Below are 24400 nucleotides of genomic sequence, written 5' to 3' on the forward strand. Positions count from 1 at the left end.
CTATGGTGGTTGTGTTGCTGGTGGCCATCCGTTCAGGAATCACTCATGAAAAGAGGAAGTTGAGCTGATGTCAAACCTTCGTCTGGGCAGTACCCGTTTATCTGGAGCGGATGGTGTTCGTGCAATCGCTTGCTTATCTGTTATTCTGCATCACTTGTCGCAAAAGCTGATCATGCCCGCACAAAAACCCTGGCTCCAGGATCTGCAATCCGTGCTGCTTCTGGGGAACAGCGGGGTCAGCTTGTTTTTTCTGCTAAGCGGCTTCCTGCTGTCGTTCCCCTTCTGGAGTGCGTATCTGAATAATGGTCCGTATCCGAGCCTGCGGACGTACACCCTGCGCCGTGCCGCTAGAATTATGCCCGGTTTCTATGTGTCACTGCTGGTGTGTCTGCTCCTGACCTGGAGGCTGGACATTCCTATGGAGTTCCTGGGGCGGCGGATTGCAGCGGCCTTCACCTTCACATCGGGCTTTCACTACACCACGTTCTTCCCCTCCGACTTGAACGGGCCGCTCTGGTCGATCAGCTTCGAGGTATTCTGCTACCTGCTGATGCCACTCTTCATGGCGGTGTTATTCATGCTTGGCAAGCGGCATTCCTTCGGTAAGGCGATCCTGTTCTGGGTCGCCGTATTTGGGTTGGTGCTTGCTGCCAATGCCCTCATTCATCATTGGTTTACTCCAAGCGAGCAGGGCCGGGGCTGGGACTATGGCCAGGTAGGCGGCGCGAAATTCTGGATGCCGCGATACAATCCAGTCGGCTTCTTCGGCCACTTCACCATTGGGATTCTGGCGGCGGGGATAACGAACGCCTTGCTGCAGCGCCGCTCCAGAGTGGAACGGCTCAGCAAGCTCGGCGTGTTCGATGCCGCCGCAGTACTTGCTCTGTGTCTTGCCGGTCTCCTGATCTGGCGGATGCGCCATGCAGGCGAATTCGACTTCAGTCTCCAGCAGCAGCCGTATATGTTCCCGGTCTATGCTATATTGTTCGGCATCGTGCTGTTCTCGGCACCCTTCAGCCGGTACGCCGGGCGTGTGCTGGATAACCGCTTTTTCCGGTATACGGCCAAAGTGTCCTTCGGCCTCTACATATGGCACTATCTGTTCATTACCTTAATCGAGAAGTACGGCATTCAGGATTTCCATTATTCCGGGGTCAGGGATGTGTGGCGCTGGCTGGGCATCAGCCTCACCGTTGTTGCCATCTCGTATCTGGCCGCGACGCTCTCCTTTTATGTTATCGAGCAGCCGTTCATTAACTGGTCTAAGGGCAAGCCGTTCTTCCGGCGTAAGCCGAAGGAGATGCCTGCGGAGGCGGCAGCCTAATCTTCACCCGACCGTTGACTTTGTGAAATCTCCATGATACATTGTGTATACACGGAATACACAATTTGTTGAGGGGGTTAGTTATGCTGGCTTTGGATGTTAGACACTTGAATAAGAAATATTCGAATTTTCAGCTCAAAGACGTATCTTTTCAACTGGAGCAGGGATATATTATGGGCTTCATCGGCGTGAACGGCGCCGGCAAAACAACGACGATCAAATCCATTCTAAATATGATTCAGATGGACAGCGGCGAGATTCACATTCTGGGCAAGAATATCGCGGAGCATGAGATGGAACTGAAGCAGGACATCGGCTGTGCCTTCGGCGATATTAACTTCTACACCCGCAGCCGGATCAAGACGCTGACGGGCATCACGAAGAAGTTCTATAAGAACTGGAATGATGACACGTATTACAAGTATCTGGAGCGGTTCAAGCTGGATGAGAACAAAAAAATCGCGGAGCTGTCCACCGGGATGAAGGTGAAGTACAGCCTGACTCTGGCCCTGTCGCATGGCGCCAAGCTGCTGATTCTGGATGAGCCGACCAGCGGACTCGATCCGGTCTCCAGAGACGATCTGCTGGATCTTTTCCAGGAGCTTATCATGGGCGGCGAGATCAGCATCCTTTTCTCCACTCATATTACCTCTGACCTCGAACGCTGTGCCGACTACATCACCTTTATTGAACAAGGGCAGATTGTGGCAAGTAGCGAGAAGAACGAGTTCAAGGAATCCTACCGGTTACTTAACGGCAGCGAGTCCCGGCTTAACGAAGTGAAGGGGAAGCTGATCTCCTACAAAATCAACTCCTTCGGCTTCACCGGATTGATCCATACCCGGGATCTCGATCCCGCCTGGACGTTTAGCACGGCTATCCCGACTCTCGATGACATCATGATCTACTTTGCCAAAAAGGAGGGTGTCTATGTATAATCTGGTGCTGAAGGATTTGAAGTTAGGCGTCAATCCCTGGTTCTTCGTCTTGCCCTTCCTGATGGGCTGCCTTATGCTGATTCCCGGCTGGCTCTATTTCCTGGTCCCGCTGTACTTCTGCTTCATCACGGTACCGAATATTTTCGGCGGCTTCAAAAGCCAGAATGATCTGATGTTCAGCACCGTATTGCCTGTGACCAAAAGCGATATTGTGAAGTCCAGAGTCACTGTACTTGTCATTCTGGAGCTGATGCATCTGCTGGTCGCCATGATTGCCAGTATATTTACCTTTCAGCTATACCCGAAGATGCAATATTTCTTCTTTGCGCCGCATATGGGCTTTTGGGGAATGTGTTTCCTGATGATGGCTCTTTTCAACCTCATCTTCATTCCGATATACTATAAGACAGCCTATAAGTATGGTCTAGCAACCACAGCATCGACCGTTGCAGCCGTCCTGTTCGCCACCTTGGTCCAGTGGGCAGGTATCCAGAATGATTGGCTGCATAGCCTGTTCTACGGCTCCGGGCTGGACCGGACAGGGCTGCAGCTCTCCATTCTGGCCGGCGGCGTCCTGATCTTCATTGCTTGTAACCTGCTGGCCTACCGGATGGCGGTAAGACGATTCCTGAAAGTGGAGATTCTATGAATGTAACAATATCCAGCACCTCCGAGAAGCCGATCTATCAGCAGCTGTATGAACAGATCAGCGCCCAGATTCTCCAAGGGGAGCTGGAGAGCGGCTACTGCCTGCCGCCGATCCGCCAGGCCGCGCTGGAGCTTGGTGTCAGTGTCATCACGGTGAAGAAGGCGTGGGAGGAGCTGGAACGGAGCGGGCTGATTAACACGGTAACCGGCAAAGGCTGCTTTGTCGCCGAATTCACGCCGGAGGAGATGCTGTGCATTCGTAATGAAATGGTCCTGAAGCAGATGGAGAGCGACATTCAGTATTACAGGTCATTCGGCCTTACCCTGGAGGAAGTGGCCGCACTGCTGGGCAAGATCTACTAAAGCGCGGAGAGATTAAACGTAGAAACAGGCTTTTCACAATCCCTAGGGGGAGGGTGAAAAGCCTGTTTGTATGTCTGCTAGGTTCGTCCGCCTACGGGACGGTCAGTCTATTTTCCCTTAAATTTCTCCGGGAACTGCTTCACAATGCCTTCGGTCAGCAGGTCGGCAAAATGAATCATGTGGACCTCGTTTTTATCGGTGGCAGCAATAGAAGCGGCGTAGTCTCCTTTGAGGATTTCAAGCACGATGTCCGTGACGAGCTGCAGATGCTCGTACAGCATGTCCTGCACCTGCTTCACGGACCAGTTCGGGTTCAGCCCGCTCAGGAACTGGGCAATCTCATCGGCGTTCCGGTGCCAATCCGCCTGCAGCTTCTGCACCTCCGCCGCATTACCTTTCTGGGCGGCAGCGACGATCTGCCCGGCAATCTGAATATGCTCCTTGAGCAGTCCGGCCAGCTTGTTGCCGTTCGCCTCCCCGTAATAAGGCCCCAAGACATTACCGATGTCCTCCTGGTTCCTTAGCAGCCGCGCTAACACTTCCTTCTGGTCCGGGTTATTGTAGAGGGCGCTGACAATATAGTTGTGCGTCCAAATGGTGTGGTCAATCCACACCTGCTGCATATCGCTTCTCAGCTGCACCTTCTGCGGGCTCCAGCAGGCCGCCTCCTTTTTGCCGCCGCCTGCCTGGGCCTGCACCATTCCTCCGGCTTGCGTCAGATTGAATACGAGCCCCAGAGTAAACACCATTAGCCATAGCTTTTTCAAGATCAACTGCTCCTTTGGGTGGGATGAGAGAATCTGTATTATTATGGCTAATCGGGATGGTTATATGCGGATCTATTCCAGGCTGCATCACTCCTCAAATTTAACATGATCCATTACCGTGTTCCCCCACTCAGGGAGCAAGCGGGCCTCTGCCGCAAAGCGGCTTCCGGCGATCGAGCCGTTTTGAAACAGCGCCCCCTCAAAGCTGCATTCCTCGAACCGGCAATACAACAATAAGGCACTGCGGAAGTTGGCGTCATCAAAGCGGCAGCGGGTGAAAGACACATCATTTGCGATCACTTTGCTTAAGTTGCAGCCTGTGAAATCACAATCATGGAACGCCTTGCTTATTCTGGCACCATTCAGCTTCGCTCCCCGGAAGGAACAGTGGCCAAAGGTATGGGTCACGAATCTGTTGTCGAGTCTTACCCCATCCAGACGACAATGAGTGAGCGTTGAGGTGTTGGGGCTTGCCGAATCCTCGAAGCGTGAATAAGAGAAATCAATATCCTGTAGAGTGAGGTACTGTATGCTCTCGGTCAGGGTAACTCCCCGGTAATCCTTGAGTCCTGTTTCCGTCTGTCCATAAGGGGAGGTGGGAAAGGAGCGGTCTTTTTGATGGAGATTATGTTTACCTGAAATAGCCGCTAGACGGCGGTTCACTTCAGAGAGCTGGTCGTCCTGCCATCTGGCTAAGAGGAATTTCTTATTCAAGGTGGCTCCTCCTTGCATTAATTTGGTAAAATAAATGAAATCTAGTTTATATGTTAGTATGCCAAGTAATTATAGACAAGCCATTAAAGGAGGCCATCCACCCGTGGGAAGATCGTTTGCAAATCTGCATATCAAGTCAGGTGACCTGAAAAAGACCCTTCAAGCCTTACAGGAGCTGACCGGCAAGCATGGCAAAGTACTGGGTTATCCTGAGACGCCGGAGCGTAAGGCCGTTATCTATGTAAGCCAAAGTAATGAGGGCTGGATCAGCGTGCTTCACGATTATTTCGTATGGGGTACGGTGAAAAAGGCTGGCAGAACCTTGTCCGCGCTGCTGGAGGAGCCGGTGATGACGGTGGCATACATGAATGAGGAGATCTTCGAGCTGTCGTTCTTTGAGCAGGGGGAGATCCAGGCCGAACGAATCTTCTGTGAGCCTTGGACCCGGGAAGAATATGAACAGCTGCGGGAAGAGCGCATAGCTGACGAATATATCCAGCGGGTGCTCGGGATGCAAGCGGAGCAGGAGAACTTCGGCGCATTCATCAGCCTTACGAACCCGGAGCAAGCGGTGGAGCGGCTGTCCGAAATTACTGGAATGTCACTATGGAGCGATGCGGATTGGCTGCCGTATGAAGAGACGCTCAGAGCACGCTTTGTTACGTATGAATGGTAGAAGAAGATGCTAAAAAACAGCGGGTTCTACAAGCTGCGCTTCTTCATCACCCCCGAGGAGCTTAAGAGAGTCGTAGAGCTTCTGGAGCCTACGCAGGTGCGGTACTATTTAACCAATAATACCCATACAGAGCATGATCAGAATCAGGTAGTGGAGGCGTATCGCGCCTTCTATCAATATTATATAGCTGCTGAAAAAGCGAGCGGGGTGCGCCCTTTCTTCATCTATTCGATGTCGGTTCTGCCGGACACGGAGAGCTTTGGTTTTTTTGCGAGAAATGAGGGTGTTTCTATTCCCTATCACGGGCAATGGGCAGAGAACGAGCTGCCCTGCATTATGATCTCCTGCCCTAAGGGGCACTGCGTCAATGCTCAGGATGAGCAAGGGGAGTATTATCTCTATGAGGATGTCCGGGAGCACAAGCCGCTGAGCTATGCCCTCTACAAGGGAATTACCGGCTCTATTCAAAAAATGACCAAGCCTCTCCGCTTCTACGCGCAAGACCCGAAGGCGATGGAGGAACAGAAGCCCTCTGTACGCATAAGCCGTGCGGCGGCTGAAGATTTAAGCAACTCCTGGATGGTCAGACAATATGGGCTCGTGATCAATGGCCCACCAGGGTCTAGCTGATGTACCGGGTTATCCATGAAAGGGAGGGGAACAGATGGCGCTGAAGTTGATCTGTACCTGGGGCGTGCTCGCTCTATCATGCTGTGCGGTATGGTGGAGCTTCAAGACCGAAAAGCTGATCACCGTCTCCTGGCTGATGTTCCTGCTCCCTGCGATTCTCCAGCTTGTTGCTGCTGTGCGGATCGGGCCGGGCAAAGCCAAGTTATTTCTTGTATTCGGCTGTATTAATCTGCTGTTCGCAGCCCTGACCGGTGCGGCTGTCTGGTATCTGGTCCAACTGGCAGATGCCTATAGAAGGGGAAAATAAATCAAGGGTGTCTTAAGCGGGGGGAGGGTGCTGATATGCAGCTGGGTTTTACGCTGGATACCCATGGAACATGTGTGGGTGTACTTAGAGATGAATTGATGCCGTTAGAGGAACTGGCGAATACATGGGAGTTTCCCTATGGTATCTTTGTGGTGTTCCGGGTGTTGCCTGATAGCTACGGGCGGAGAACGTTCAGACGCTTTGACAGCGGGGATCATACCCTCTATCTGGATCTCAGCCTAAGCTACGAGTTGTACCAGCGTATGTCCAAGAATGAGCAGCGCGAGGCCTTGGGCATTCACCTGTACAGCTATCTGGCAGAGTCTGTATCTAAATATACCAAGCATGCCGGTAAAACTGCCCAAGCGGAGCTGCTGGAACAGGTGAAAAGCTGGATGCTGGCCAATAACTGGCTGGAAGGGAAAATCCATCAGGCACGCCTCCTCCTCTCCCGGGAGATGGGACTCCATGAGGTTAGCCGGACGTTGAAGCTGCCGCTGGAAGAGGCCGAGTATATTCTGCTGCGCATGAATGATGATGCGCCCGTTGCTGTTCATCCTGACAATCTATAATCATCCCTTAGCAGGGAAAGGGGAGTACATCTATGTATGAGCGTCTGACCGAGAAATTGAGTAAGCCTTCCGCGATAAGGTGGTTTCCGGGCCATGGGGCCGAGGAGAGCTGGATTACCGAAGCCGAGGCGGAATTAGGCTTCAAGCTGCCGCCGTCCTACCGCTGGTGGCTGACCCGTTATGGGGGTGGGAGCCTGGGGGACGGGCAAATTCTGACGCTGGTTGCTCCTGAGGATAGGGAGTATACCGACTGGGATCTGCTGTATATCCACAGGCTGAACCTGGTGGAGGATTGGTGGGTCAGCCGGTTCCCGCACCGGCTGGATCTGTTTGTGCCGGACAGTGATGAGCTGTATTACTTCGATACTTCTGCTCCTGATGAACAGGGAGAATTCCCGGTCATGCGTTATGACCTGATGAATGATCTGATTGAGGAATACGCCCCCACGTTCGCCGGATTTCTGGAACAGCTGATCGACGAGAGGAAATAGCCATGAATGCGGGACTGGAAATACAGCGGCTGGCGGCGGAGATCGTGGAGGCGGCGCGGAGGTCGTTCCGCGAGCTTTTTGCTAATGGGGAGCATTATTATTACTGTACGCTATATACAACGGGCGAGGGACATGCGCCAAGCCTCTCCGCTTGGTCACGGGAAGCGCTGGAGCAGGAAGCGGCAAGACAGGCAGAAGGTGGCAGCATACCAGCAGCAGAAATCGCCGAGCTGATCAAATGGTCTTACGCCGATTCGCCTTATTGCTGCTTCGGGGATGAGCATTTCGATGAGGTCAAGCGGTTATTCCAGGCGCGCCCTTCTATTGCCGAGCTTGAGGGTGATGCATGGAACCATGAATTCGGGCTGCGGCTGGAGGCCATTGAGCTGGCGATGAGGATGCTGGATGCTGAGGGGCTGTTCGTTCTCAATCAGCCGCGTGAGGACGTATGCGTGCTTGCCGAGGTGATGCCGCCGGATGAGGGGAATACGGACATTGCTCTGCGGCTGAACCGGGCGGATACTCCGGCGATGCAGGCTTGGCTGGCGGAAGCCGCAGAGTAAGGTTATTGATGAATAACTCATGCAGGAAACCGGGGGAATGACGAATGTATATCGTATCTGAAACCAAAGGGTTGTCAGAGCATCTCAGGCACCTGCTTGAAGCGGAGAACGCAGAATTGTATCCGCCAGCCTATACCAAGTTCTTGCAGCAGTACGGCGAAGGGACGTATCGGGGCTGGATGAATGTGCAGGCTCCTGACCCGGAGGTGCTGCGGCCTTTTGCCGAATATGGGTTATGGGAGCATGATGAAGACAGTCCTATAACGGAGCAGCAGATCGGCGAGTGTACGGCTATAGGAACCACCGTGGACGGTGATTTCCTGGCAGTCCATCCCGGGGTGAGCGGGCTGCTGTGGCTGCCCCGTCATGCAGAGCAGATTCAAGCGATCCCGCTGTCTGCCGGGGAAGGGGAAGAGGCTGTTGGCTATGCCCTGATTCTGGATGGCATCTACCGCCGGATCTATGGGCGGAGCCAGGAGGAGAGCGTCTATTATGAGCCGTGGACGGGAACCCGCGAGCATGTCTTCCTGCGGATGCCGCCGGGAGCGGGCCAGCTGGCGCTCACGGAGCTGGCTGACCTCTACCGGGCGGACCATCCGCCGGATCTCTTCATTGAGAATCCTTATGTCTGCTACCTGTTCTATCGGGAGCTGGGGGGCTATATCCGCCTGAATCTGGCGGGTGGGCAGGAGGTAGCCGTCTTCTATGAGCAGGCTGCCGGGCAGGTATCTGCCAAGCTGAAAGAGTGGCTTCTGTCGAAGGGATGCGAGTCGTATGCATAGGAGTGAAGAATAAGGAGGAGTGCGGATGATTGTCCTGAAGGACATAGGGAAATTCGAGGTGCTGCCGGAGCGGGCGATGCAGATCTATCAGGGGGATGTTCCGGCTTTGCAGGCTGCCATCAAGGCGGGCTGGGATATCGAAGCAGAGCTGGAGCTTAGCAAGCGTACCACAGTCAGCCCGCTCGACCTGGCGATTATCACGCAGCAGACCGGGGTGGTGAAGCTGCTGGTGGAGCATGGCGCGAAGCTGAATGTCCGCGAGAATCCGGCCTTCCTGCGGGCGGTCCGTTATGGCAAGGAGGAGCTCGTCCGCTACCTTGCTGCACAGGACGCGAAGCTTGACCTGCTCAGCAGGACAGGATCGGGCGCTTATTCACAGGCGTACTACGGCAACAAGAAGAATATCCCGCTGATCCATGAGCTGGGTCTGGACATCCGGCAACATGCCGGTGCCGTGCTGCGGCAGGCCGCCTCGAACCATGATCTGAAGACGCTTACCTATCTGCTGGATATGGGAGTGGATATCAACTACCACAAGCCGGATATGGTCTATCCTTACGGGGCGACACCGCTGACGGTGGCTGCCCGGATGGGGAATCTGAACATGGTCCGCTTCCTGGTTGAGCGAGGCGCAGACATTATGATGACGGAGAAGGACGGCGAGCGGCCGTATACGATTGCGGTCAGCAGCAAGCATACCGCCATGGCGGAATACCTGAAATCGCTGGAACCGCCGGATGTCCATAATGTAGCGAACAAGAAAGCGGAGCTGGCCAAATATAAACTGCCGGGTGAACTGGTCCAATTCCTTACCGGGGATGAGCTGCGCCTGACGCTTGCCCCCAATGAGTATGAGATTGGGTACATCGACTTCTTCAGCTTCACCGATACTGTTCAGATGAAGGCCGGTCGGCGCAAGCTGCTGCGCCTGTCTGCCGATATTGACAATTATTCCGGTCTGGTGCTGGTCTGGAATCCGCAGAAGAAGGGGCAGCTCGGCTGTTATGATCTGGAGCATCAGACGTATGCAGATCTGTGCAGCTTCCCGGAATTTGTTGTGCAGCCTGAACACTACCTCATACAGTTCATGGAGGGAGAGCTGGACGGGTCATGAAGGAGAGACTGTCTGAATTGAATCATCATCATGAGACCTATGAGACTCCAGAGACCAATGCGACCCCCGAGACCCTGAACGGGCTGGAGGACATGCGCTCCGAGCTAACCGGGTATTGTTACCGGATGATGGGTTCCATCTTCGAGGCGGAGGATGCCGTCCAGGATACTATGATCCGGGCCTGGAAGCACCAGGAGCAGATGAGGCAGCAGGCCTCTCGCAGGTCCTGGATGTACCGGATTGCTACCAATGTCTGTCTCGACCGGCTGAGGAGCGCCAAGCGGCGGGCACTGCCGATGGATCTCTCGGAACCGGCCGCTGTGGTTGCAGAGCCTAGGGAGATTCTGCCGCAGCATTCCTGGATCTGGCCCGCTCCGGGCCATGTGGATGACCCTGGTAATATCCTGGTCAGCAGAGAGACCCTGCGGCTGTCCTTCATTGCACTGCTTCAGCTGCTGCCGCCCCGCCAGCGTGCCGTGCTGATTCTGCAGGAGGTCTTCCGGTGGTCGGCAGCCGAGACCGCCGGGGCACTGGAGATGACCGTGGCCGCAGTGAACAGTGCGATGCAGCGGGCGAGGGCAACCATAGCCAAGGCACAGCTCCGGTCCGAGGCCTTGCAGGCAGACGATGACGAGGTGGACGAAGGACTGATTACCCGCTATGTGGAGGCGTTTGAACAATACAATATAGCTGCGTTGTTAGCCTTATTCCAGGAGAACGGCAGCCTGTCGATGCCGCCATTTACGATGTGGGTGCAAGGCAGCGCGGATCTTGCGGCCTTCTACCAGATCACACGCAGTCACTGTGTGGGCTCGCGGTTGATGCCGGTCCGGGTGAACGGGAACCGGCCCGCCGTTGCCCAGTATGTTCCCTCTGGAGAAGACGGTTTACTGGTCCCGTGGGCAATTCATGTGCTTGAGCTGAGCGGGGGGAAGATCGCGCATGTTCATCATTTTATAGATACTGAATTATTTATTCGCTTCGGATTGCCGGAGCACCGATGATTCTTCCGCGGCTAGAACGTCTATACTAATGAATCACACAGGCAATTCCAATCCGAACTCAAGGAGGAACACACAATGACAGTCAAACTTACTCCCTACATCACTCTGGAGGGGCGCACGCAGGAGGCTATTCAGTTCTATGCACAGACTATGGGTGCTGAAGTTCTCTCCATCCTGACGTACGGTGATATGCCGGACCTCCCGGACACGTTCCCGGATGAGGTACGAAGCCTGGTGGCCCATGCCAAGGTACAGGTGGGCGGCACGGAGCTGATGTTCTCGGATACTCCTGGCGGTACGCCGGTTGAGAGCGGCAAGCGGGTAACCATCTGCATTACAACGGATAGTGTGGAGGAGTCGCGGAGAATTTTTGATGCGCTGCAGGAGGGCGGTCAAGTCAATATGCCGTTTCGGGAGGAGCCGTTCAGCCCCGGCTTCGGCGATCTGACAGACAAGTACGGGGTGACGTTCCAGATTTATACGGAGCTTGGGTAGAGCGGGCAAATAGTAGCGGAGAGGATCAATCATGATAGGCTGCACGCGATGAGCGTGCAGCCTATTTTGCTTTATGGGGAGTGAGTCTGTGTTTACACTTTCCGCACAATCGCCAGTGCATGCAAACTATATCCGAGCAGACTCTTATCCTCACAGGTCCGCAGATGAAACTGAAGCCAGTGTTCGAAATCTTCTGGCTGCGCCCCATTAATATGGTTAGCTAGAAGATAGCCGATCCCGTCTGTTCCAAGATGGGCAACGATCTCTGTATGATAGGCTGCGGCCATGTGTTCCATTTCCTGAGGTGACATATGTAGGAATAGACCATCCTTCGTCTGGTTGGTATGCCAGGTAAGTACATCTTCCATGTTGCTGAGTCTATCACTTATGCTCAATACCGAAACGGCGGCATTGTTAATATAGGAGACCGCGAGTAACCCGCCCGGCTTCAGTACGCGCAGGCATTCGGTCATGGCAAGCTGCCGGTCTTCATTGCCGATATGATAAAAGGCTCCCATGTTCAAAACAACATCAAAGGTTTCGCTGTCAAAACGTGATAAATCCGTGATGCTTCCTGTATACATATCAGCCAATACCGGGCGTATGCGCTGCTTCTCTCTGATGATGTCTACATTATGAGGAACAATATCTCCGGCAACTACCTTATGCCCCATTTCTGCAAGCTGAAAGGAGTAATTCCCCGTTCCTGCACAGCCGTCAAGAATGTAGGTTTCCGGCTTAAACAGCTTTTTGAAGTAAGACATCGTTGTGATCCATTCGATCTGATGCCCGTTATCCCTGAACAGCCTTCCCTCCTCATCATAGGAATCATAGTAATCGATTATTGGATCCATCGTATTGCCCTCCTTGTAGTATGGCCGGGCTCATCTTGAAATGCTGCCCTCCCCTTACCTTAGCGGATCAGGGGAAGGCAGGCTATGATCAGGATTACTTGAAGATCCGCTGCGAGAACTGATACAGTCCGCTGCTCCAGACCTTGCCCTCATGTCCGCCTACATCCAGATACCACAGATGCGGAACGTTCATGCTGGTCAGGCTGTTATGGAAATTCTGGCTGACATAGAGCAGGCCGTCCGAGGCGCCGCAGGAGATCCAGAGCAGCTTCAGCTGGCTGGCCGTCTGCGCCGGATTGGTGATCAGCTGTGAGGCCGACTTCGTATTCGGAGCAGAAGAGAACGCGCCGATCCAGGAGAACTTGTCCAGATGCTTCAGGCCAAAGTTCAGGGTCTGTCCGCCGCCCATGGATAATCCGGCCAGGGCACGGTTTTGCTTGTTTTTGTATACCGGGAAGTGAGAGTCAACGTAAGGAATGAGGTCATTGATCAGATCGAATTCAAACCGTTCGAAGGCAGCTACCTTGTCGGCAGCATAAATATCGCCGATTGGGCGGTCATCCGCCATAGCGCGGCCGTTCGGGAACACGACAATCATCGGCTCCAGCTTATTCTGGGAGTACAGGTTGTCCAGAATGTTCCGCGGATTCATCCCGTTCAGCCATTCGTTCTGATCCCCGCCGATGCCGTGCAGCAGGTAGAGAACATTGTAGGTCTTGGAAGGGGTATAGCCTGGAGGGGTGTATACCATCGCGTTTCTTGACTTGCCTACGGTAGTCGAATAATAAGAAATCTGCTGTACGTTGCCGTGCGGAATATTATTGCGGTATCCGTCATAGCCTTGCGGAGCGGGAGTGATGGTGCTGGTTACAGCCGCAGCGGCATCCGCAGAGAGGCTCAAATCCTGCTCCTCTGTCACAGGTGATGCAAAAGACATTGCAGGCAACAGCAGTACTGTCGCCAGAGCCAGACTTGCAATTCGGGTCATTATTTTCTTCATTTCATATCTCCTCCTTGATTCGATTGGTGAAGCCTAATTGCCTTCCCTCTACAGAAACGGAGCCGCCTCCTCCTCTCCCGACATATTATGTAAGCGCATCCACATCGAGGATACCATATATAGGATATTATGTAAATTGTTTTCGGAGATTTTTCAAAGAATGAAATTCAGTAGTGCATCTTAATGTTGTCATACCGGGAGCAGCAGGGTAATAGATAGGAATAGAAGCTTCCAAATATCTGGATTTGAGGCGGGGGCCAAGGACTGGAGGGATGGATCATGCTAGGACAGAGTGTATCAGGAATCAGTCCGGTACAGGTCATCATGGCCTACGGCGGCACACAGAGCGATGTCAGTTCCCTGGAGAAGCAGCGGAACCGGCTGATGATGGAGCTGGACCGGGTGAACGCGGCGCAGGGCGGGCAGGCGACATCCTACCGCCGGGAGCAGCTCCAGCGGCAGATCCGTCTCCTTGAGGTTCAGCTCGCGCACAAAGCCGGAAGCAGCGCGGTCACGGATGTGAGTGCCGCCGCCCAGAATGTTCAGGCTCCGCCCTGGCGGATGGAGTGGAAGGGCGGCCTTAAGGGTATCGGCCAGACCGATCCCCGGACGGCGACGGTGGATGCGGAGGGCCATTTCGACGCTTTAATCTAAGGTTGGAATCAGGATGCGATTAGCGTAACGGTGATGAACCGGGCGCTAATCGCATTTTTGGTGAGAGGGATGCAACGGATGCTAAGCATTCTCTACTATATACATAAGAGGACGTAAAAGGAGAATAGCAGATGGAAGATGAGGGGATAGTCCAGCTATACTTACAGCGCTCACAGCAGGCCATCACGGAGACCCGGAACAAATATGGTGCTTACTGCCGGGCGATCGCCAGGAATATTGTCGCAAGCCCCTCCGATATGGAAGAGTGTGAGAACGACACCTATCTAGCCGCGTGGAACGCTATTCCGCCTAATCTGCCCCGCAGACTGAAGGTATTTCTGGGGCGGATCACCCGCAATATCGCGCTCGACAAGCATGGTTATAATACGGCCAAGAAGCGGAGCCGCCAGCTTGAGGTGATTCTGGAGGAGCTGGAGGACTGCCTGCCCGCAGCAGAGACGGTGGAGACCGAGGTTGCCGCCGGTGAAACCGCGCGGTTAATCAACGAATTCCTGTACGGGCTGGAGGAAGAGGCGCGGCAGCTTTTTGTCAGACGGTATTGGTATGCGGATTCGATAGAAGCCATCGCCGACAGGTTCGGTATGAGCAGCAGTAAGGTGAAGTCGAGCCTATTCAGGACCCGGAACAAGCTTAGAGTTCATTTAGACCAGGGAGGCGTTCACCTATGAAACGGGAGGACTTGTATAAGGAGATTGGGCAGATTGACGAGGAGCTGATTGCGGCAGCTGAACACAGCGGAGTAAGGGGCAGGGGCAGGAGACACAGGTTCTCCAAAAGATGGATCGCCGTAGTCGCCTGTCTGGTCGTGTACAGCTCAACTTCTACCGTGCTGCTCGCCACAGAATACACCAGAAATAAAACGGAGGAGCCTTATATCCGTTATCTGACAGCGGAGGATATGGAGCTGGCCCCCCGTGCGCAGTATGAGGCCGGCAAATTCCTGAAGGCGTTAGCCAGCGGCAACGATGATAAGGTATATATTGCGGTGAACCGGCTGGTGGAGAGCTTCAACGATCCCAAGGCGCGGGAGCTGGCGCTGCAGAAGCTGCGGCCCTTCTTGACCAGTGATTCCGCGAAGATCGCGGAGTCGGCTGCTTTTGCCACGGATATCCTGTCGAAAAGCTACCAGAGTCCGTATCTCCACAAAATGGCCGACGGGAGCATCATATTCACCTTATTCAACAATTACTCGGATTACGGCACCCAGAATGTGCTGTGGCGCATACAAGATGATGTGCTGGAACCGTATTTCAGCTTCGCGTCCCCCTCCATGTATATTAAAGAAATGATCGCGTCCCCGGACCGGAAGCTCCTGGCAGTGGTCACCAGCTCTAACAAGAGTGAATTCGTGCAAATCCTGAATGTGGAGAAGGGGACGATCAGTCCGGAGCTGGTAGAGTCGGCGAGAATCAGACATGGTGCGCAGCGCAAGCTGGATACTTGGACGCGCAGTGATCACGAGAATTACAGCTATGCGGACCATCTGGTGTGGACCCATAGTGATACGTTAGCGTTCGAGGGTTCTCTGGCCTACGACGACACAGCGGTTATCGAGAATGTTAGTGTGACGTACCGGTTCAGGGATAAGATCATGGAGATTACAGACCTGAAGTAAAATATGCGGTGCCCTGCAAAAGCTGCGAATGGATAATACATCCGTCCGCGGCTTTTTTGCGGAGAGAATTTAAGAAAGTTTTAATCTTTACCCGACTTGTTCTTAAATAGTTGGGCCTATTCTTGAATACAAGGAGGGAGCAACTTGAAGAATTGGGCCCGTAAGGATTCATCGGTGGCTTGGTTATTTCTGGCACCCAGTCTCATCGGGTTTGCCTTGTTTTATCTGATTCCGTTTGGCATGGGTGTGTTCTATTCCTTCATGGACCGTGCGGTGGACGGGCAGTATGTGGGCCTGCATCAGTACCGGGAGCTGATCGCGGGCGACTCCTTCCGCAAGGCGGCTTTCAATACCTTCTACTTCAGCCTGGTGAGTGTTCCGCTGCTGATCGTGCTGTCGCTGGGCCTCGCGCTGCTGCTCCATAAGAAGCTGTATTTTCAGAAATGGCTAAGGACTGCTTACGTTCTCCCGCTGGTTGTTCCTGTCGCTTCCATCATCCTGGTCTGGCAGATCCTGTTCGACTGGAACGGGGCGCTGAATGCGTGGCTGAGCGGCTTCGGCCTGGCACGGGTGGACTGGATGAAGACGGAGGCCGCGCGGAATGTAATTATGATGATGTATGTGTGGAAAAACATCGGGTACAACGTGATCCTGTTCCTGGCCGGACTGCAGCAGATCCCGAAGGATTATTATGAAACCGCCCAGATTGAAGGGGCCGGCCGTTTCAGGCAGTTCCGGAGCATTACGCTGGTCTACTTAACCTCTACGATGTTTTTTGTCGTCATGATGTCGATCATTAACTCTTTCAAGGTATTCCGGGAGACGTATCTGCTGGCCGGGCCGTATCCGCATGACAGTATCTATATGCTGCAGCATTTTATGAACAATATGTTCCTGTCCCTGGACCTCCCGAAGATGACAGCGGCATCTACTCTGATGGTCGGCGGCATTCTGATCCTTGTTCTCGGGCTGTTCGCCATGGAACGCCGGTATCGTCGAAATATGGAATAGAGGTGGAGAGATTGTGCCAGTGGATAAAGTCTTACCCAAGCTAATATTAACCGTCATTATGGGAGTGGTTGCCCTGCTGATGCTGTTCCCGATTGGGGTCACGCTCATCAATTCGTTCATGAGTAGCCGCGAGATAGGGATCAATTACGGTCCGGTCGGACAAATGAACACGGTCATAGAGGGCAGGAGCGATCCGTTCGCCAATCTGAAATGGCTGCCCGATCAGGTCTCTCTGGAGCAGTACGGCAAGGTGCTGCTGGAGAGCCCGGTGTACCTGTCGATGTTCTGGAATTCGGTGTTCCTGGTGGTGCCCATCATTGCTGGACAGACGCTTATAGCTGCGTTGGCAGCTTACGCATTCTCCAAGCTGAGATTCCGGGGCCGGGAGCTCCTGTTTCTGGTCTATGTCCTGACGATGCTGATGCCCTTTCAGGTAACCCTGGTGCCCAACTACATCATGGCTGACCGGCTGGGGCTGCTGAATAGCCCGGGGGCCATTATCCTGCCTGGTATTTTTGCAGCCTTCGGTGTGTTCATGCTCAGGCAGTTTATGCTGGATATTCCGTATGCCTATATCGAAGCGGCCAAGATGGATGGAGCCGGACATTTACGGATTTTTTATACCCTTATTGTTCCCATGGTTCAGCCGGGTCTGGCCGCGCTTACGATTCTCTTATTCGTCGATTACTGGAATATGGTGGAGCAGCCGCTGATTTTCCTGGATGATCCGCTGCGTCAGCCCCTATCCGTCTACTTATCGAATGTCAGCAGTGAGAAGGGGCTTGCCTTTGCTGCTTCGGTCATCTACATGGCCCCGATGGTGCTGATCTTCCTGTATGCGGAGACGTATTTCATTGAGGGCATTCAGTTATCCGGGATCAAGGGCTAGGGCTCGCATATGAGGGACTTATGAGGATAGGAGGAGAACGGGGAAATGGAGATTACAGGAGTGCCCGCAGACCACAGGCGGAAAAAAAATATTAAAAGGGCCTTCCTGCTGCTGCTGGGCGTGTTACTCTTCTTCACCTTCTTCAGCAATACGCTGCAGTCGTTGACCTTGCCCAAGGTAACGACGGTCACGCCGCAGAGCAAGAGCCTTGAATTCACGCTGGAGGGCAGCGGGGTGCTGCGGCCCGTGAATGAAGTGAAGCTCCAGAATGGCAGTGGCTGGAAGCCACGGGAGGTGCTTGTGCAGGAGGGGGAGCGGGTGAAGAAGGGGCAGAGGCTGATCGTCTATGACAGCCAGTCTGCCGAAGCCGGGCTGCAGGATGAAATCGCGCTGCTGGATCAGCAAAAGCTCGGGCAGCAGACCCTGCAGGATCAGTTCATTCAGACGTATGCGGAAGGGGATGAGCTCCAGATTCGCAAGGCCCGGCGCGAGATTGAAGCAGGCAAGCAGGAGCAGGCCAGACAGGCGCGTAAAATCGCCGGGATGAGAGAGAGGTTAACTGCGGAGCAGCAGCTTAAGGCACCCTTCGACGGGATTGTGACCCGGTTGAATGCCCTTCCGGGGATACCGTCATCGGGCGAGCCGGATCTGGTGCTGTCGAGCAGCCGAGAGGGATTTCAATTCGATTTCACAGCGGACGCGGGGCTATTATCCAGCCTGGGAATTACCTTGGGGGAGAAGCTTGAGGTGGAGGTTCATTCTGCTGAGGGGCCATCGGCCCGGATATTGCCGGGAAAGATTGCAGAGATCAAGAGCGCTGAGGCGCGTGCCGGAAGTCCCGCCAGTGAGGATACCAGCAGGGCGGAGGGCATCGCACAGAAGACGGTCTTCATTGTAATGAATGAGGGTTCGCTTCAGGGGGGTGAGCAGGTTCAGTTCCAGATGAAGAAGCCGTCTCTTCAGGAGGGTGTGGTGATACCGACTAAGGCCATCCATCAGACGGGCGGGCGCACCTTCGTCTATACCATCGAGGAACAGCGGGGGGCACTAGGCAATACGTTTGTCGCCCGTGAGGTTCAGATCCGCTCCAGTATCACGAACGGCCCGGACAGCATGATTCAGACGGATAACCTGTATGGGGACGAAATGATTATTCTGGAGAGCAGTGAGCCCTTGCAGGACGGGAACCGCGTACGTCTGCAATAGCCGCAGGAGTACGGCATAATATACGAACAATTATTGGAGGTAGTGAAGGATGAAAATGAAGATCATTAACAAAATGGGCTGGCTGGGGATGAGCCTTGCTTTTACAACGATGATGACAGCATGCAGTCCGGGGAGCAGTGCAGAAGCTCCAAGCACCGGGGGGAAGACGGTTGTTACGCTATCGGTTCAGCAGGATAGTGAATTCTACCGTGCGGTAGAGAAGAAGTTTGAACAGGCTTATCCGGATATCGATTTGCAGATTCAGGCGTATAAGGGGATCAGCGAGAAGATGGAGGGTCCGGATTATGAGAAGTATCAGAAAACCGCCGGTACGGCATTGCTCTCAGGCAAAGGAGCCGATATTTATGAAACGGGCAGTTTGCCCGCCAGTGATTACGTGAGCAAGAAGCTATTCCTTGATATGGATGATTACCTCAAGCAGTCGAAGACGCTGAAGCAGGAAGACCTGCAAATGAATGTGCTGAATGCCCTGAAGGTGAACGGGGGCACCTATATCATTCCTTCCGGGTTCAGCCTGAGAGCGTTCCTTGGAGACGGGGATGTACTTAAGCAAGCAGAGATCGACGATAAGAGCTGGACTTGGCAGGAATGGAAGAAAATCTCCAAATCGCTGATTACGTCCGGGCAGCAGGCAGGGTCCGCACACCGCTACGCGCTTCCGAATAATCCGCCGGATATGCTGCTTCAGGAGATGGTGTTCGACGGCTATAACCAGTTCGTAGACGTAGCTGCGCGCAAGGCCAAGTTTGATTCCCCTGCCTTCATCTTTATGATGCGGGAGATTAACGAGATGTATCAAGAGAAGCTGATGACCACCGAGCCGGTGGAGACCGAGAATCAATTGTTCTATTCTGCCGTTATACAGGGCCCGGCGGATTTCATCAACGTTCCGTATACCTATTTTGCCAATCCCAAGCTGCTGTATAAGCCGCATAGCGGAAATTCCGGCGCCATGAGAATTATTCCGAGCTACACGTTTGCGATACAGGCCAAATCGCCGGTTGCCGAACAAGCCTGGACATTCATGGAATTCCTGCTCTCTGATGAAGTTCAGTCCCTGCAGAGCAGAGAAGGTTTCTCCCTGCTCCGGTCGCTTAATGATAAGCAGTTCAGTGAGCTTCAGCAGCAGGTGAAGAGCGGGACGTATAAGCTCCCGGACGGCAAGCTTGCAAGTGTTCCTGAGGGACAATTCAAGGTGTTCCAGGACATGATGGATACAGCGGATAACTTCGCCATGATGGATGTGAAGATTCTGAGCATCATCGGTGAGGAAGCAGGCGCGTTCTTCAGCGGACAGAAGACGGCAGAGGATGTAGCCAAGCTGATTCAGAACAAGGCGACTACGTACCTTAACGAATAGAACAAGGTCTGGGAGGTCCCGGTATGAAGCGAACCACGATTCTAATCGCAGAGGACGAGAAGGAGATTGCCGACCTGATTGCCCTGCATCTGCAGAAGGAAGGGTATCACTGCATCAAGGTACCTGACGGCCGGGCCGCGGTGCAGGCCATTCAGTCACAGTCCATTGATCTGGCGATTCTGGATATTATGATGCCGGAGCTGGACGGGTACGAGGTTACCCGCCAGGTCCGGGTGAAGCATAACCTGCCGATTATCTTTTTAAGCGCCAAGACTTCAGATTTCGATAAGATTACCGGCCTTGTGATGGGAGCGGATGATTATATGATCAAGCCCTTCAACCCTATGGAGCTGCTGGCCCGTGTCAATTCCCAGCTGCGGCGTTCTCTACAGTTCAGCCAGCCTCTGGCTGTCCATCAGGCCCCGGTGCTGGAGTCGGGCGGGCTTATTATATCCCTTGACCGGCATACAGTTACGCTATACGGGAAGGCGATTGACCTCACGCCCAAGGAATTCGACATCCTCTATCTGCTGGCCAGCCACTCCAAGCAGGTGTTTAGTGCGGAGAATATTTTTCAGCAGGTGTGGGGCGAAGCGTACTACGAGTCCGGCAATACCGTGATGGTGCATATCCGTACCCTCCGCAGGAAGCTGGGCGAGGACCAGAACAAGGACCGGTTCATCCGAACCATCTGGGGCGTCGGGTACACGTTCAATGAATAAGCGGGCCCGGGGCTTCCGGGCCAGATTAGTCCAATTGCTGGGGGTAAGCATGCTGCTCTCAGCCGGTCTGACCTATGGAATCTTCAAGCTGCTTCAGCTCTACTACTCCGGGGTGAGGATGGAGGACCCGGAAGCAGAGGTGCGCCGGTTCATCTACAGGCTCGGGGACTTCAACGTATCGCTGATGCTGTTCATTCCGCTCATGCTGATCTTCTTTTTCAAGTTCACCAAGCCTTATATCCGTTATCTTAACGAGATCTCCAGCGGGATTCATCATCTGGCTAACGGGGAATTTCAGAATCAGGTGAAGATTGCTTCAAGGGATGAGTTCAGTGCGATTGCCGAGGATCTGAATGCGGCAGGGGCTAAGCTGCTGGCAGCGGTGCAGCGGGGCGATTTCGCCGAGAGCAGCAAGGATCAGCTGGTCGTCAATCTGGCCCATGATCTGCGTACGCCGCTCACCTCTGTGCTTGGCTATCTGGATCTGATCCTTAAAGAGGAGAAGCTGCCGGTGGAGACAATCATACACTACGCCACCATTGCCTTCACCAAATCCCAGCGGCTGGAGAAGCTGATTGACGGACTGTTCGAGATCACCAAGATGAACTATGGCACACTGCCAATGGTAAAAACGCAATTGGATATCGGCGAGCTGCTCCGGCAATTGAACGAGGAGCTATACCCGGTATTTGAGCGGAACGGCCTCACCTCACGGCTGAAGATTACCCCAGGCTTAAGCGTCTATGGGGATGGGGATCTGCTGGTACGGGTCTTAGGGAATCTGCTGACCAATGCCGCCCGTTACGGGCAGGAAGGCGTATATGTGGATATTAACAGCCGCCCTGATTCAGATGCAGTAGCGGTTGAGGTGATCAATTACGGGAATCCCATTCCGCCGGAGGAGCAGGCGCATATCTTCGAGATGTATTATTCCGGGGACCGGGCGCGGACTCATCAGGATGGCGGCACGGGTCTGGGTCTGTTCATTGCGCGGAACATCGTAGAGCAGCATGGGGGAACCCTGTCTGTGGAGAGTAACGAGATATGGACAAGATTCGAGATGCGGCTGCCGCAAGCGTAAGCGAAGTTAAGGGAGGAGAGAATCAGAATCATGTATCATTCCAAGAGAAAATATGCTGCTGCCATGCTAAGCCTGGCGGTTCTCAGCCAGTCCATTGCCTTCGGAGCCTATGCGGCAGCCGCCGGATCTTCAGCGGGAACAGCAGCGACAGCCGCCTTACCCACTCTTGAGGGACTGGGGGCGGTCTCCTTGAAAAGCGGTGTGAGTGTAAAGCTGCTGAACGCAGCGCTTCAGCCTCAGGAGAGCGGGAATATACTCACGTACACCTTGAATTACTATAACGGAACGGGCAGCAATGTAAGCCTGATCGATTATTTCTCCAAGGTCACCACTTCAAGCGGTGCTGTGATTCAAGGCAAGCCGGTAACAGGCAGTGCTGCGGTCAAGTCTATTCCGGCTAACAGCAGTCAACCGGTGACGTACTACGTCAATACGGGAAAAGCTGCCAAAATAAACGGAGTCCGCATCGCCTTATTCGGCTGGGATTTCAGCCAGGCGAATTACCAGAAGAAGCTGGGAACATTCGCGATTCCCGGCTCCTACTCCGCAGTGACCCCCAGAGGCCAGAGCAAGAAGCTGACCCTGGGAGGGCTGCCGGTGACCGGCAAAGCGGAAAGCCTGCATATCTATAAGATAGACGGGAAGGTTTATGCCAGGGTTGGAGTCAGCTTCACCAACTCGGGAGCCAAGGTGCTTAAGGATACGGGCCTGAAGGGATACCTTGTATCGCCGGGAGGCTCGATGTTCGAGCTGAAGGCGGACAAGGCCGACACCCTGATTCAGCCTAAGGAGAAAAGAATTCTCTACTACCTGGCGGACCTCCCTTCTTATACGAAGCTGGACAATATGTCCCTGCAGTTCGTCCAGGAAGATAGTGCGCTGCCAATAAAGCTGCCGGTTGCCGAATACAAGCTGCCTGCGGCGGAATCGCCTAACTTTAATGTACCTGTGAACGCCGTGAAACGGCTCAAGGTTAATAACAGCGCGATTGAGACCCAGTTAGCCAGTGCGGCGGTGTATTCGGAGGACAATTTGGCGAAGTGGAGCCTGAAATTCCGTGTGCGGAACACCGGCAATCAGGCAATGACGCTGCCGGCATACCCGTTCAGTCTAATAACAGCCGAGGGTTACAGCTACCCGGTCAGCAATACAGCCCTGGCGGGCCTTACCTTGAAGCCGCTGGAGGAGCAGACCGTAGAACTCAGCGCCGAGCTGCCCCTGAAGCTCAAGCAGGGTATGCTCCGGCTGCAGATGACCGAACCGGCAGAAGCGGACCGGATTGCCTTCCCGGCAGCGATTTTCCAGATTCCGTATTCCTTGCAGCCGGATCATCTGCTGGCTACGGAATATCCTGTGCAGAACCCTCTGGGGTCTTTCGTAGTCAAGCTCGAAGCGGTGGAACGTTTGCCGTGGTCGGACCAGGATCAGGTGGTAACTAAGGTGAGCCTGCGCAATACAGGTGCAACCACGGTACAGCTCCCGGCGCTTACGGCGCTGCTGAAGGCGGGGGATAAGGATATCAGCGGCAGCGCGCAGATTGTGATTGACGGCTCCGTGACTCATCTGGCTCCACGGGAGACAGCCGTACTGTATATTGCAGGGAACCTTCCCTATTCCTATAATCTCAAGAAGCTGAAGATCATTCTTCAGTATCCTTCGGGAGAGGCCAAAGCGAATTTCCTGACGCTGTTCACCAGCCAAGTGGATAACACCCTGAGAACGGCGGCTGCCGGAGAGCCTCTCCCTATAGGGCTGACCGGCAAGAAGGCAGAGGTGCTGGAGAGACAGACCCGGATCTATCCGGGGACAGATTCCAAGCTGATCTATACGGAGCTGATACTGACCAACGAGGAGTTACGCAAGACCCAGCCGTCACAACTGGTGGGTTATTACAGAACTGCGGATCAGCAGTATTTCGAAGCGGTAATCAGCCAGCCGGAGGCGGCCCTGAATGCCAAAGAGAAGAGTATCGTAACCGTCTGGAGTAAGCTTCCGCCGGAGATTAATGCTTCAGAGCTGACACTCTTTCTTGGAGAAGGGATTGCCGAAGGCAAGCTGACGGTACCCGGGGCAGCGCCGACCGCTTATATTGATACCGCAGGCCTGGCCCTTAATGCTACGAATCCTGCACCGCAGACGTCTCTTCAGAAGCTGGAGCTATTCCCGTACGTCATGTCGGTGACCCAGTCCACCGCAACCCTGTCAGAGGACCGCGAGTCTATCGAGGCGAAGCTTAGCTACCGGTTAACCCGCAGCGGGCTGTATATAGCCGGGGCGAATGAGCATAAGCTGGTGGCCGAGCTGATCGACCCGTTTGGACAGCCTTCAGAGAAGCTTCTCTCCTTGGGCGAGGAACTGACAAGTGCAGGAGCCTCGGACAGCGTGTCCTTTACGCTGAACAACCGGGCATACAAGACTCTCACTGGTGCGACGGTGCAGGTGAACATCTATGACGAGTTCCAGGGTAAGCGGATGCTGCTGGGCAGCGAGAGTTATGCTGTGGTGTATGAGCGGCCTGCGGCGAAGAAGTGGGAGGAGGAGTGATAGGGTAGGCAGATGATGAAGCAGGCCGCTTTCC

Annotated in this window: 28 protein-coding genes; 24 read left to right on the forward strand and 4 right to left on the reverse strand. The window is 54.0% G+C overall.

Annotated features, from left to right (window positions below):
• Nucleotides 1-67 precede the first annotated feature (67 nt).
• The 4 genes from C162_RS04250 to C162_RS04265 all read left to right on the forward strand — a co-directional run bounded on the left by C162_RS04250 (nt 68) and on the right by C162_RS04265 (nt 3273).
• Nucleotides 68-1324, forward strand: coding sequence for an acyltransferase family protein (locus C162_RS04250; protein ID WP_036691574.1), 1257 nt, complete (start codon nt 68-70; stop codon nt 1322-1324).
• 83 nt (nt 1325-1407) lie between these two features.
• Nucleotides 1408-2262, forward strand: a complete 855-nt coding sequence (locus C162_RS04255) for an ABC transporter ATP-binding protein (RefSeq protein WP_036691576.1) — start codon at nt 1408-1410, stop codon at nt 2260-2262.
• Nucleotides 2255-2911 (forward strand): ABC-2 transporter permease, encoded by a 657-nt coding sequence (locus C162_RS04260; protein WP_036691579.1) that lies wholly within the window; start codon nt 2255-2257, stop codon nt 2909-2911. The genes C162_RS04255 and C162_RS04260 overlap by 8 nt, the downstream gene beginning before the upstream one ends.
• Nucleotides 2908-3273, forward strand: a complete 366-nt coding sequence (locus C162_RS04265) for a GntR family transcriptional regulator (RefSeq protein ID WP_036691581.1) — start codon at nt 2908-2910, stop codon at nt 3271-3273. Before C162_RS04260 ends, C162_RS04265 begins: the two co-directional genes overlap by 4 nt.
• 107 nt (nt 3274-3380) lie before the next feature.
• Here C162_RS04265 and C162_RS04270 read toward each other — a convergent pair whose 3' ends face one another.
• Both C162_RS04270 and C162_RS04275 read right to left on the reverse strand, forming a co-directional pair.
• Nucleotides 3381-4040 carry a glycosyltransferase gene (locus tag C162_RS04270; RefSeq protein ID WP_372238064.1) on the reverse strand — a complete coding sequence of 220 codons (660 nt, stop codon included), beginning with the start codon at nt 4038-4040 and terminating at the stop codon, nt 3381-3383.
• 87 nt (nt 4041-4127) lie between these two features.
• Complete coding sequence (locus C162_RS04275; protein ID WP_036691585.1) at nt 4128-4754, reverse strand: pentapeptide repeat-containing protein; 627 nt, start codon at nt 4752-4754, stop codon at nt 4128-4130.
• 103 nt (nt 4755-4857) lie between these two features.
• On the opposite strand from C162_RS04275, the gene C162_RS04280 reads away from it, so the two are divergent.
• The 10 genes from C162_RS04280 (at nt 4858) to C162_RS04325 (ending at nt 11388) form a co-directional block, all read left to right on the forward strand.
• The gene (locus C162_RS04280) at nt 4858-5430 is read left to right on the forward strand and encodes a hypothetical protein (protein WP_036691588.1); all 573 of its coding nucleotides are present in this window, start codon (nt 4858-4860) and stop codon (nt 5428-5430) included.
• Nucleotides 5431-5436: 6 nt separating this feature from the next.
• Complete coding sequence (locus C162_RS04285) at nt 5437-6060, forward strand: hypothetical protein (RefSeq protein ID WP_036691590.1); 624 nt, start codon at nt 5437-5439, stop codon at nt 6058-6060.
• Between the two features lie 34 nt (nt 6061-6094).
• Nucleotides 6095-6367, forward strand: a complete 273-nt coding sequence (locus C162_RS04290) for a hypothetical protein (RefSeq protein WP_036691592.1) — start codon at nt 6095-6097, stop codon at nt 6365-6367.
• A 35-nt stretch (nt 6368-6402) separates the two neighbouring features.
• Nucleotides 6403-6939, forward strand: a complete 537-nt coding sequence (locus C162_RS04295; RefSeq protein ID WP_036691595.1) for a hypothetical protein — start codon at nt 6403-6405, stop codon at nt 6937-6939.
• A 32-nt stretch (nt 6940-6971) separates the two neighbouring features.
• Complete coding sequence (locus tag C162_RS04300; RefSeq protein ID WP_036691598.1) at nt 6972-7430, forward strand: SMI1/KNR4 family protein; 459 nt, start codon at nt 6972-6974, stop codon at nt 7428-7430.
• A gap of 2 nt (nt 7431-7432) precedes the next feature.
• Entirely contained in the window at nt 7433-7993 is a 561-nt protein-coding gene (locus C162_RS04305) for a DUF4303 domain-containing protein (protein ID WP_036691601.1), read from the forward strand.
• A gap of 44 nt (nt 7994-8037) precedes the next feature.
• Nucleotides 8038-8775 carry a hypothetical protein gene (locus tag C162_RS36320; protein WP_036691603.1) on the forward strand — a complete coding sequence of 246 codons (738 nt, stop codon included), beginning with the start codon at nt 8038-8040 and terminating at the stop codon, nt 8773-8775.
• 25 nt (nt 8776-8800) lie between these two features.
• Nucleotides 8801-9889 carry an ankyrin repeat domain-containing protein gene (locus C162_RS04315; protein ID WP_036691605.1) on the forward strand — a complete coding sequence of 363 codons (1089 nt, stop codon included), beginning with the start codon at nt 8801-8803 and terminating at the stop codon, nt 9887-9889.
• Nucleotides 9886-10893, forward strand: coding sequence for a sigma-70 family RNA polymerase sigma factor (locus tag C162_RS04320; protein ID WP_076156317.1), 1008 nt, complete (start codon nt 9886-9888; stop codon nt 10891-10893). The genes C162_RS04315 and C162_RS04320 overlap by 4 nt, the downstream gene beginning before the upstream one ends.
• A gap of 75 nt (nt 10894-10968) precedes the next feature.
• Nucleotides 10969-11388 carry a VOC family protein gene (locus C162_RS04325; protein WP_036691608.1) on the forward strand — a complete coding sequence of 140 codons (420 nt, stop codon included), beginning with the start codon at nt 10969-10971 and terminating at the stop codon, nt 11386-11388.
• Between the two features lie 92 nt (nt 11389-11480).
• Here the strand turns inward: C162_RS04325 and C162_RS04330 are convergent, their stop codons facing one another.
• Both C162_RS04330 and C162_RS04335 read right to left on the reverse strand, forming a co-directional pair.
• Entirely contained in the window at nt 11481-12242 is a 762-nt protein-coding gene (locus C162_RS04330; RefSeq protein ID WP_036691611.1) for a class I SAM-dependent methyltransferase, read from the reverse strand.
• A 94-nt stretch (nt 12243-12336) separates the two neighbouring features.
• A complete protein-coding gene (locus C162_RS04335; RefSeq protein ID WP_036691613.1) occupies nt 12337-13242 on the reverse strand; it encodes an alpha/beta hydrolase in 906 nt (301 codons plus the stop codon).
• Nucleotides 13243-13521: 279 nt separating this feature from the next.
• Between C162_RS04335 and C162_RS04340 the strand changes: the two genes are divergently transcribed.
• The 10 genes from C162_RS04340 (at nt 13522) to C162_RS04385 (ending at nt 24366) form a co-directional block, all read left to right on the forward strand.
• Entirely contained in the window at nt 13522-13896 is a 375-nt protein-coding gene (locus tag C162_RS04340) for a hypothetical protein (RefSeq protein WP_036691616.1), read from the forward strand.
• A gap of 131 nt (nt 13897-14027) precedes the next feature.
• Nucleotides 14028-14585 (forward strand): RNA polymerase sigma factor, encoded by a 558-nt coding sequence (locus tag C162_RS04345; RefSeq protein ID WP_036691618.1) that lies wholly within the window; start codon nt 14028-14030, stop codon nt 14583-14585.
• Nucleotides 14582-15532, forward strand: a complete 951-nt coding sequence (locus tag C162_RS04350) for a hypothetical protein (protein ID WP_036691620.1) — start codon at nt 14582-14584, stop codon at nt 15530-15532. The genes C162_RS04345 and C162_RS04350 overlap by 4 nt, the downstream gene beginning before the upstream one ends.
• Nucleotides 15533-15676: 144 nt before the next feature.
• Nucleotides 15677-16543 (forward strand): carbohydrate ABC transporter permease, encoded by an 867-nt coding sequence (locus tag C162_RS04355; protein ID WP_036691623.1) that lies wholly within the window; start codon nt 15677-15679, stop codon nt 16541-16543.
• A gap of 58 nt (nt 16544-16601) precedes the next feature.
• On the forward strand, nt 16602-17432 hold the full coding sequence (locus C162_RS04360; RefSeq protein WP_051493235.1) for a carbohydrate ABC transporter permease: 831 nt from the start codon (nt 16602-16604) through the stop codon (nt 17430-17432).
• A 45-nt stretch (nt 17433-17477) separates the two neighbouring features.
• The gene (locus C162_RS04365; RefSeq protein ID WP_036691627.1) at nt 17478-18638 is read left to right on the forward strand and encodes an efflux RND transporter periplasmic adaptor subunit; all 1161 of its coding nucleotides are present in this window, start codon (nt 17478-17480) and stop codon (nt 18636-18638) included.
• 49 nt (nt 18639-18687) lie between these two features.
• Nucleotides 18688-20019, forward strand: a complete 1332-nt coding sequence (locus tag C162_RS04370; protein ID WP_235218348.1) for an ABC transporter substrate-binding protein — start codon at nt 18688-18690, stop codon at nt 20017-20019.
• Nucleotides 20020-20042: 23 nt separating this feature from the next.
• Nucleotides 20043-20741: a response regulator transcription factor gene (locus tag C162_RS04375; RefSeq protein WP_036691629.1), complete on the forward strand. Its 699-nt coding sequence runs from the start codon at nt 20043-20045 to the stop codon at nt 20739-20741.
• Complete coding sequence (locus tag C162_RS04380) at nt 20734-21822, forward strand: HAMP domain-containing sensor histidine kinase (protein ID WP_036691631.1); 1089 nt, start codon at nt 20734-20736, stop codon at nt 21820-21822. The genes C162_RS04375 and C162_RS04380 overlap by 8 nt, the downstream gene beginning before the upstream one ends.
• 30 nt (nt 21823-21852) lie before the next feature.
• Nucleotides 21853-24366, forward strand: a complete 2514-nt coding sequence (locus tag C162_RS04385; RefSeq protein ID WP_036691633.1) for a hypothetical protein — start codon at nt 21853-21855, stop codon at nt 24364-24366.
• Nucleotides 24367-24400: the final 34 nt, after the last annotated feature.

The sequence above is a fragment of the Paenibacillus sp. FSL R7-269 genome (genome assembly GCF_000517865.1).
In the GTDB taxonomy this organism is placed as follows: Bacteria; Bacillota; Bacilli; order Paenibacillales; family Paenibacillaceae; genus Paenibacillus_AQ.

Bases quoted from the DNA above. Each gene is read 5' to 3' on its own strand.
- C162_RS04250 (WP_036691574.1), top strand. From the start codon at position 68: ATGTCAAACCTTCGTCTGGGCAGTACCCGTTTATCTGGAGCGGATGGT.
- C162_RS04255 (WP_036691576.1), top strand. From the start codon at position 1,408: ATGCTGGCTTTGGATGTTAGACACTTGAATAAGAAATATTCGAATTTT.
- C162_RS04260 (WP_036691579.1), top strand. From the start codon at position 2,255: ATGTATAATCTGGTGCTGAAGGATTTGAAGTTAGGCGTCAATCCCTGG.
- C162_RS04265 (WP_036691581.1), top strand. From the start codon at position 2,908: ATGAATGTAACAATATCCAGCACCTCCGAGAAGCCGATCTATCAGCAG.
- C162_RS04285 (WP_036691590.1), top strand. From the start codon at position 5,437: ATGCTAAAAAACAGCGGGTTCTACAAGCTGCGCTTCTTCATCACCCCC.
- C162_RS04290 (WP_036691592.1), top strand. From the start codon at position 6,095: ATGGCGCTGAAGTTGATCTGTACCTGGGGCGTGCTCGCTCTATCATGC.
- C162_RS04295 (WP_036691595.1), top strand. From the start codon at position 6,403: ATGCAGCTGGGTTTTACGCTGGATACCCATGGAACATGTGTGGGTGTA.
- C162_RS04300 (WP_036691598.1), top strand. From the start codon at position 6,972: ATGTATGAGCGTCTGACCGAGAAATTGAGTAAGCCTTCCGCGATAAGG.
- C162_RS04305 (WP_036691601.1), top strand. From the start codon at position 7,433: ATGAATGCGGGACTGGAAATACAGCGGCTGGCGGCGGAGATCGTGGAG.
- C162_RS36320 (WP_036691603.1), top strand. From the start codon at position 8,038: ATGTATATCGTATCTGAAACCAAAGGGTTGTCAGAGCATCTCAGGCAC.
- C162_RS04315 (WP_036691605.1), top strand. From the start codon at position 8,801: ATGATTGTCCTGAAGGACATAGGGAAATTCGAGGTGCTGCCGGAGCGG.
- C162_RS04320 (WP_076156317.1), top strand. From the start codon at position 9,886: ATGAAGGAGAGACTGTCTGAATTGAATCATCATCATGAGACCTATGAG.
- C162_RS04325 (WP_036691608.1), top strand. From the start codon at position 10,969: ATGACAGTCAAACTTACTCCCTACATCACTCTGGAGGGGCGCACGCAG.
- C162_RS04330 (WP_036691611.1), bottom strand. From the start codon at position 12,242: ATGGATCCAATAATCGATTACTATGATTCCTATGATGAGGAGGGAAGG.
- C162_RS04335 (WP_036691613.1), bottom strand. From the start codon at position 13,242: ATGAAGAAAATAATGACCCGAATTGCAAGTCTGGCTCTGGCGACAGTA.
- C162_RS04340 (WP_036691616.1), top strand. From the start codon at position 13,522: ATGCTAGGACAGAGTGTATCAGGAATCAGTCCGGTACAGGTCATCATG.
- C162_RS04345 (WP_036691618.1), top strand. From the start codon at position 14,028: ATGGAAGATGAGGGGATAGTCCAGCTATACTTACAGCGCTCACAGCAG.
- C162_RS04350 (WP_036691620.1), top strand. From the start codon at position 14,582: ATGAAACGGGAGGACTTGTATAAGGAGATTGGGCAGATTGACGAGGAG.
- C162_RS04360 (WP_051493235.1), top strand. From the start codon at position 16,602: ATGGGAGTGGTTGCCCTGCTGATGCTGTTCCCGATTGGGGTCACGCTC.
- C162_RS04365 (WP_036691627.1), top strand. From the start codon at position 17,478: ATGGAGATTACAGGAGTGCCCGCAGACCACAGGCGGAAAAAAAATATT.
- C162_RS04370 (WP_235218348.1), top strand. From the start codon at position 18,688: ATGAAAATGAAGATCATTAACAAAATGGGCTGGCTGGGGATGAGCCTT.
- C162_RS04375 (WP_036691629.1), top strand. From the start codon at position 20,043: ATGAAGCGAACCACGATTCTAATCGCAGAGGACGAGAAGGAGATTGCC.
- C162_RS04380 (WP_036691631.1), top strand. From the start codon at position 20,734: ATGAATAAGCGGGCCCGGGGCTTCCGGGCCAGATTAGTCCAATTGCTG.
- C162_RS04385 (WP_036691633.1), top strand. From the start codon at position 21,853: ATGTATCATTCCAAGAGAAAATATGCTGCTGCCATGCTAAGCCTGGCG.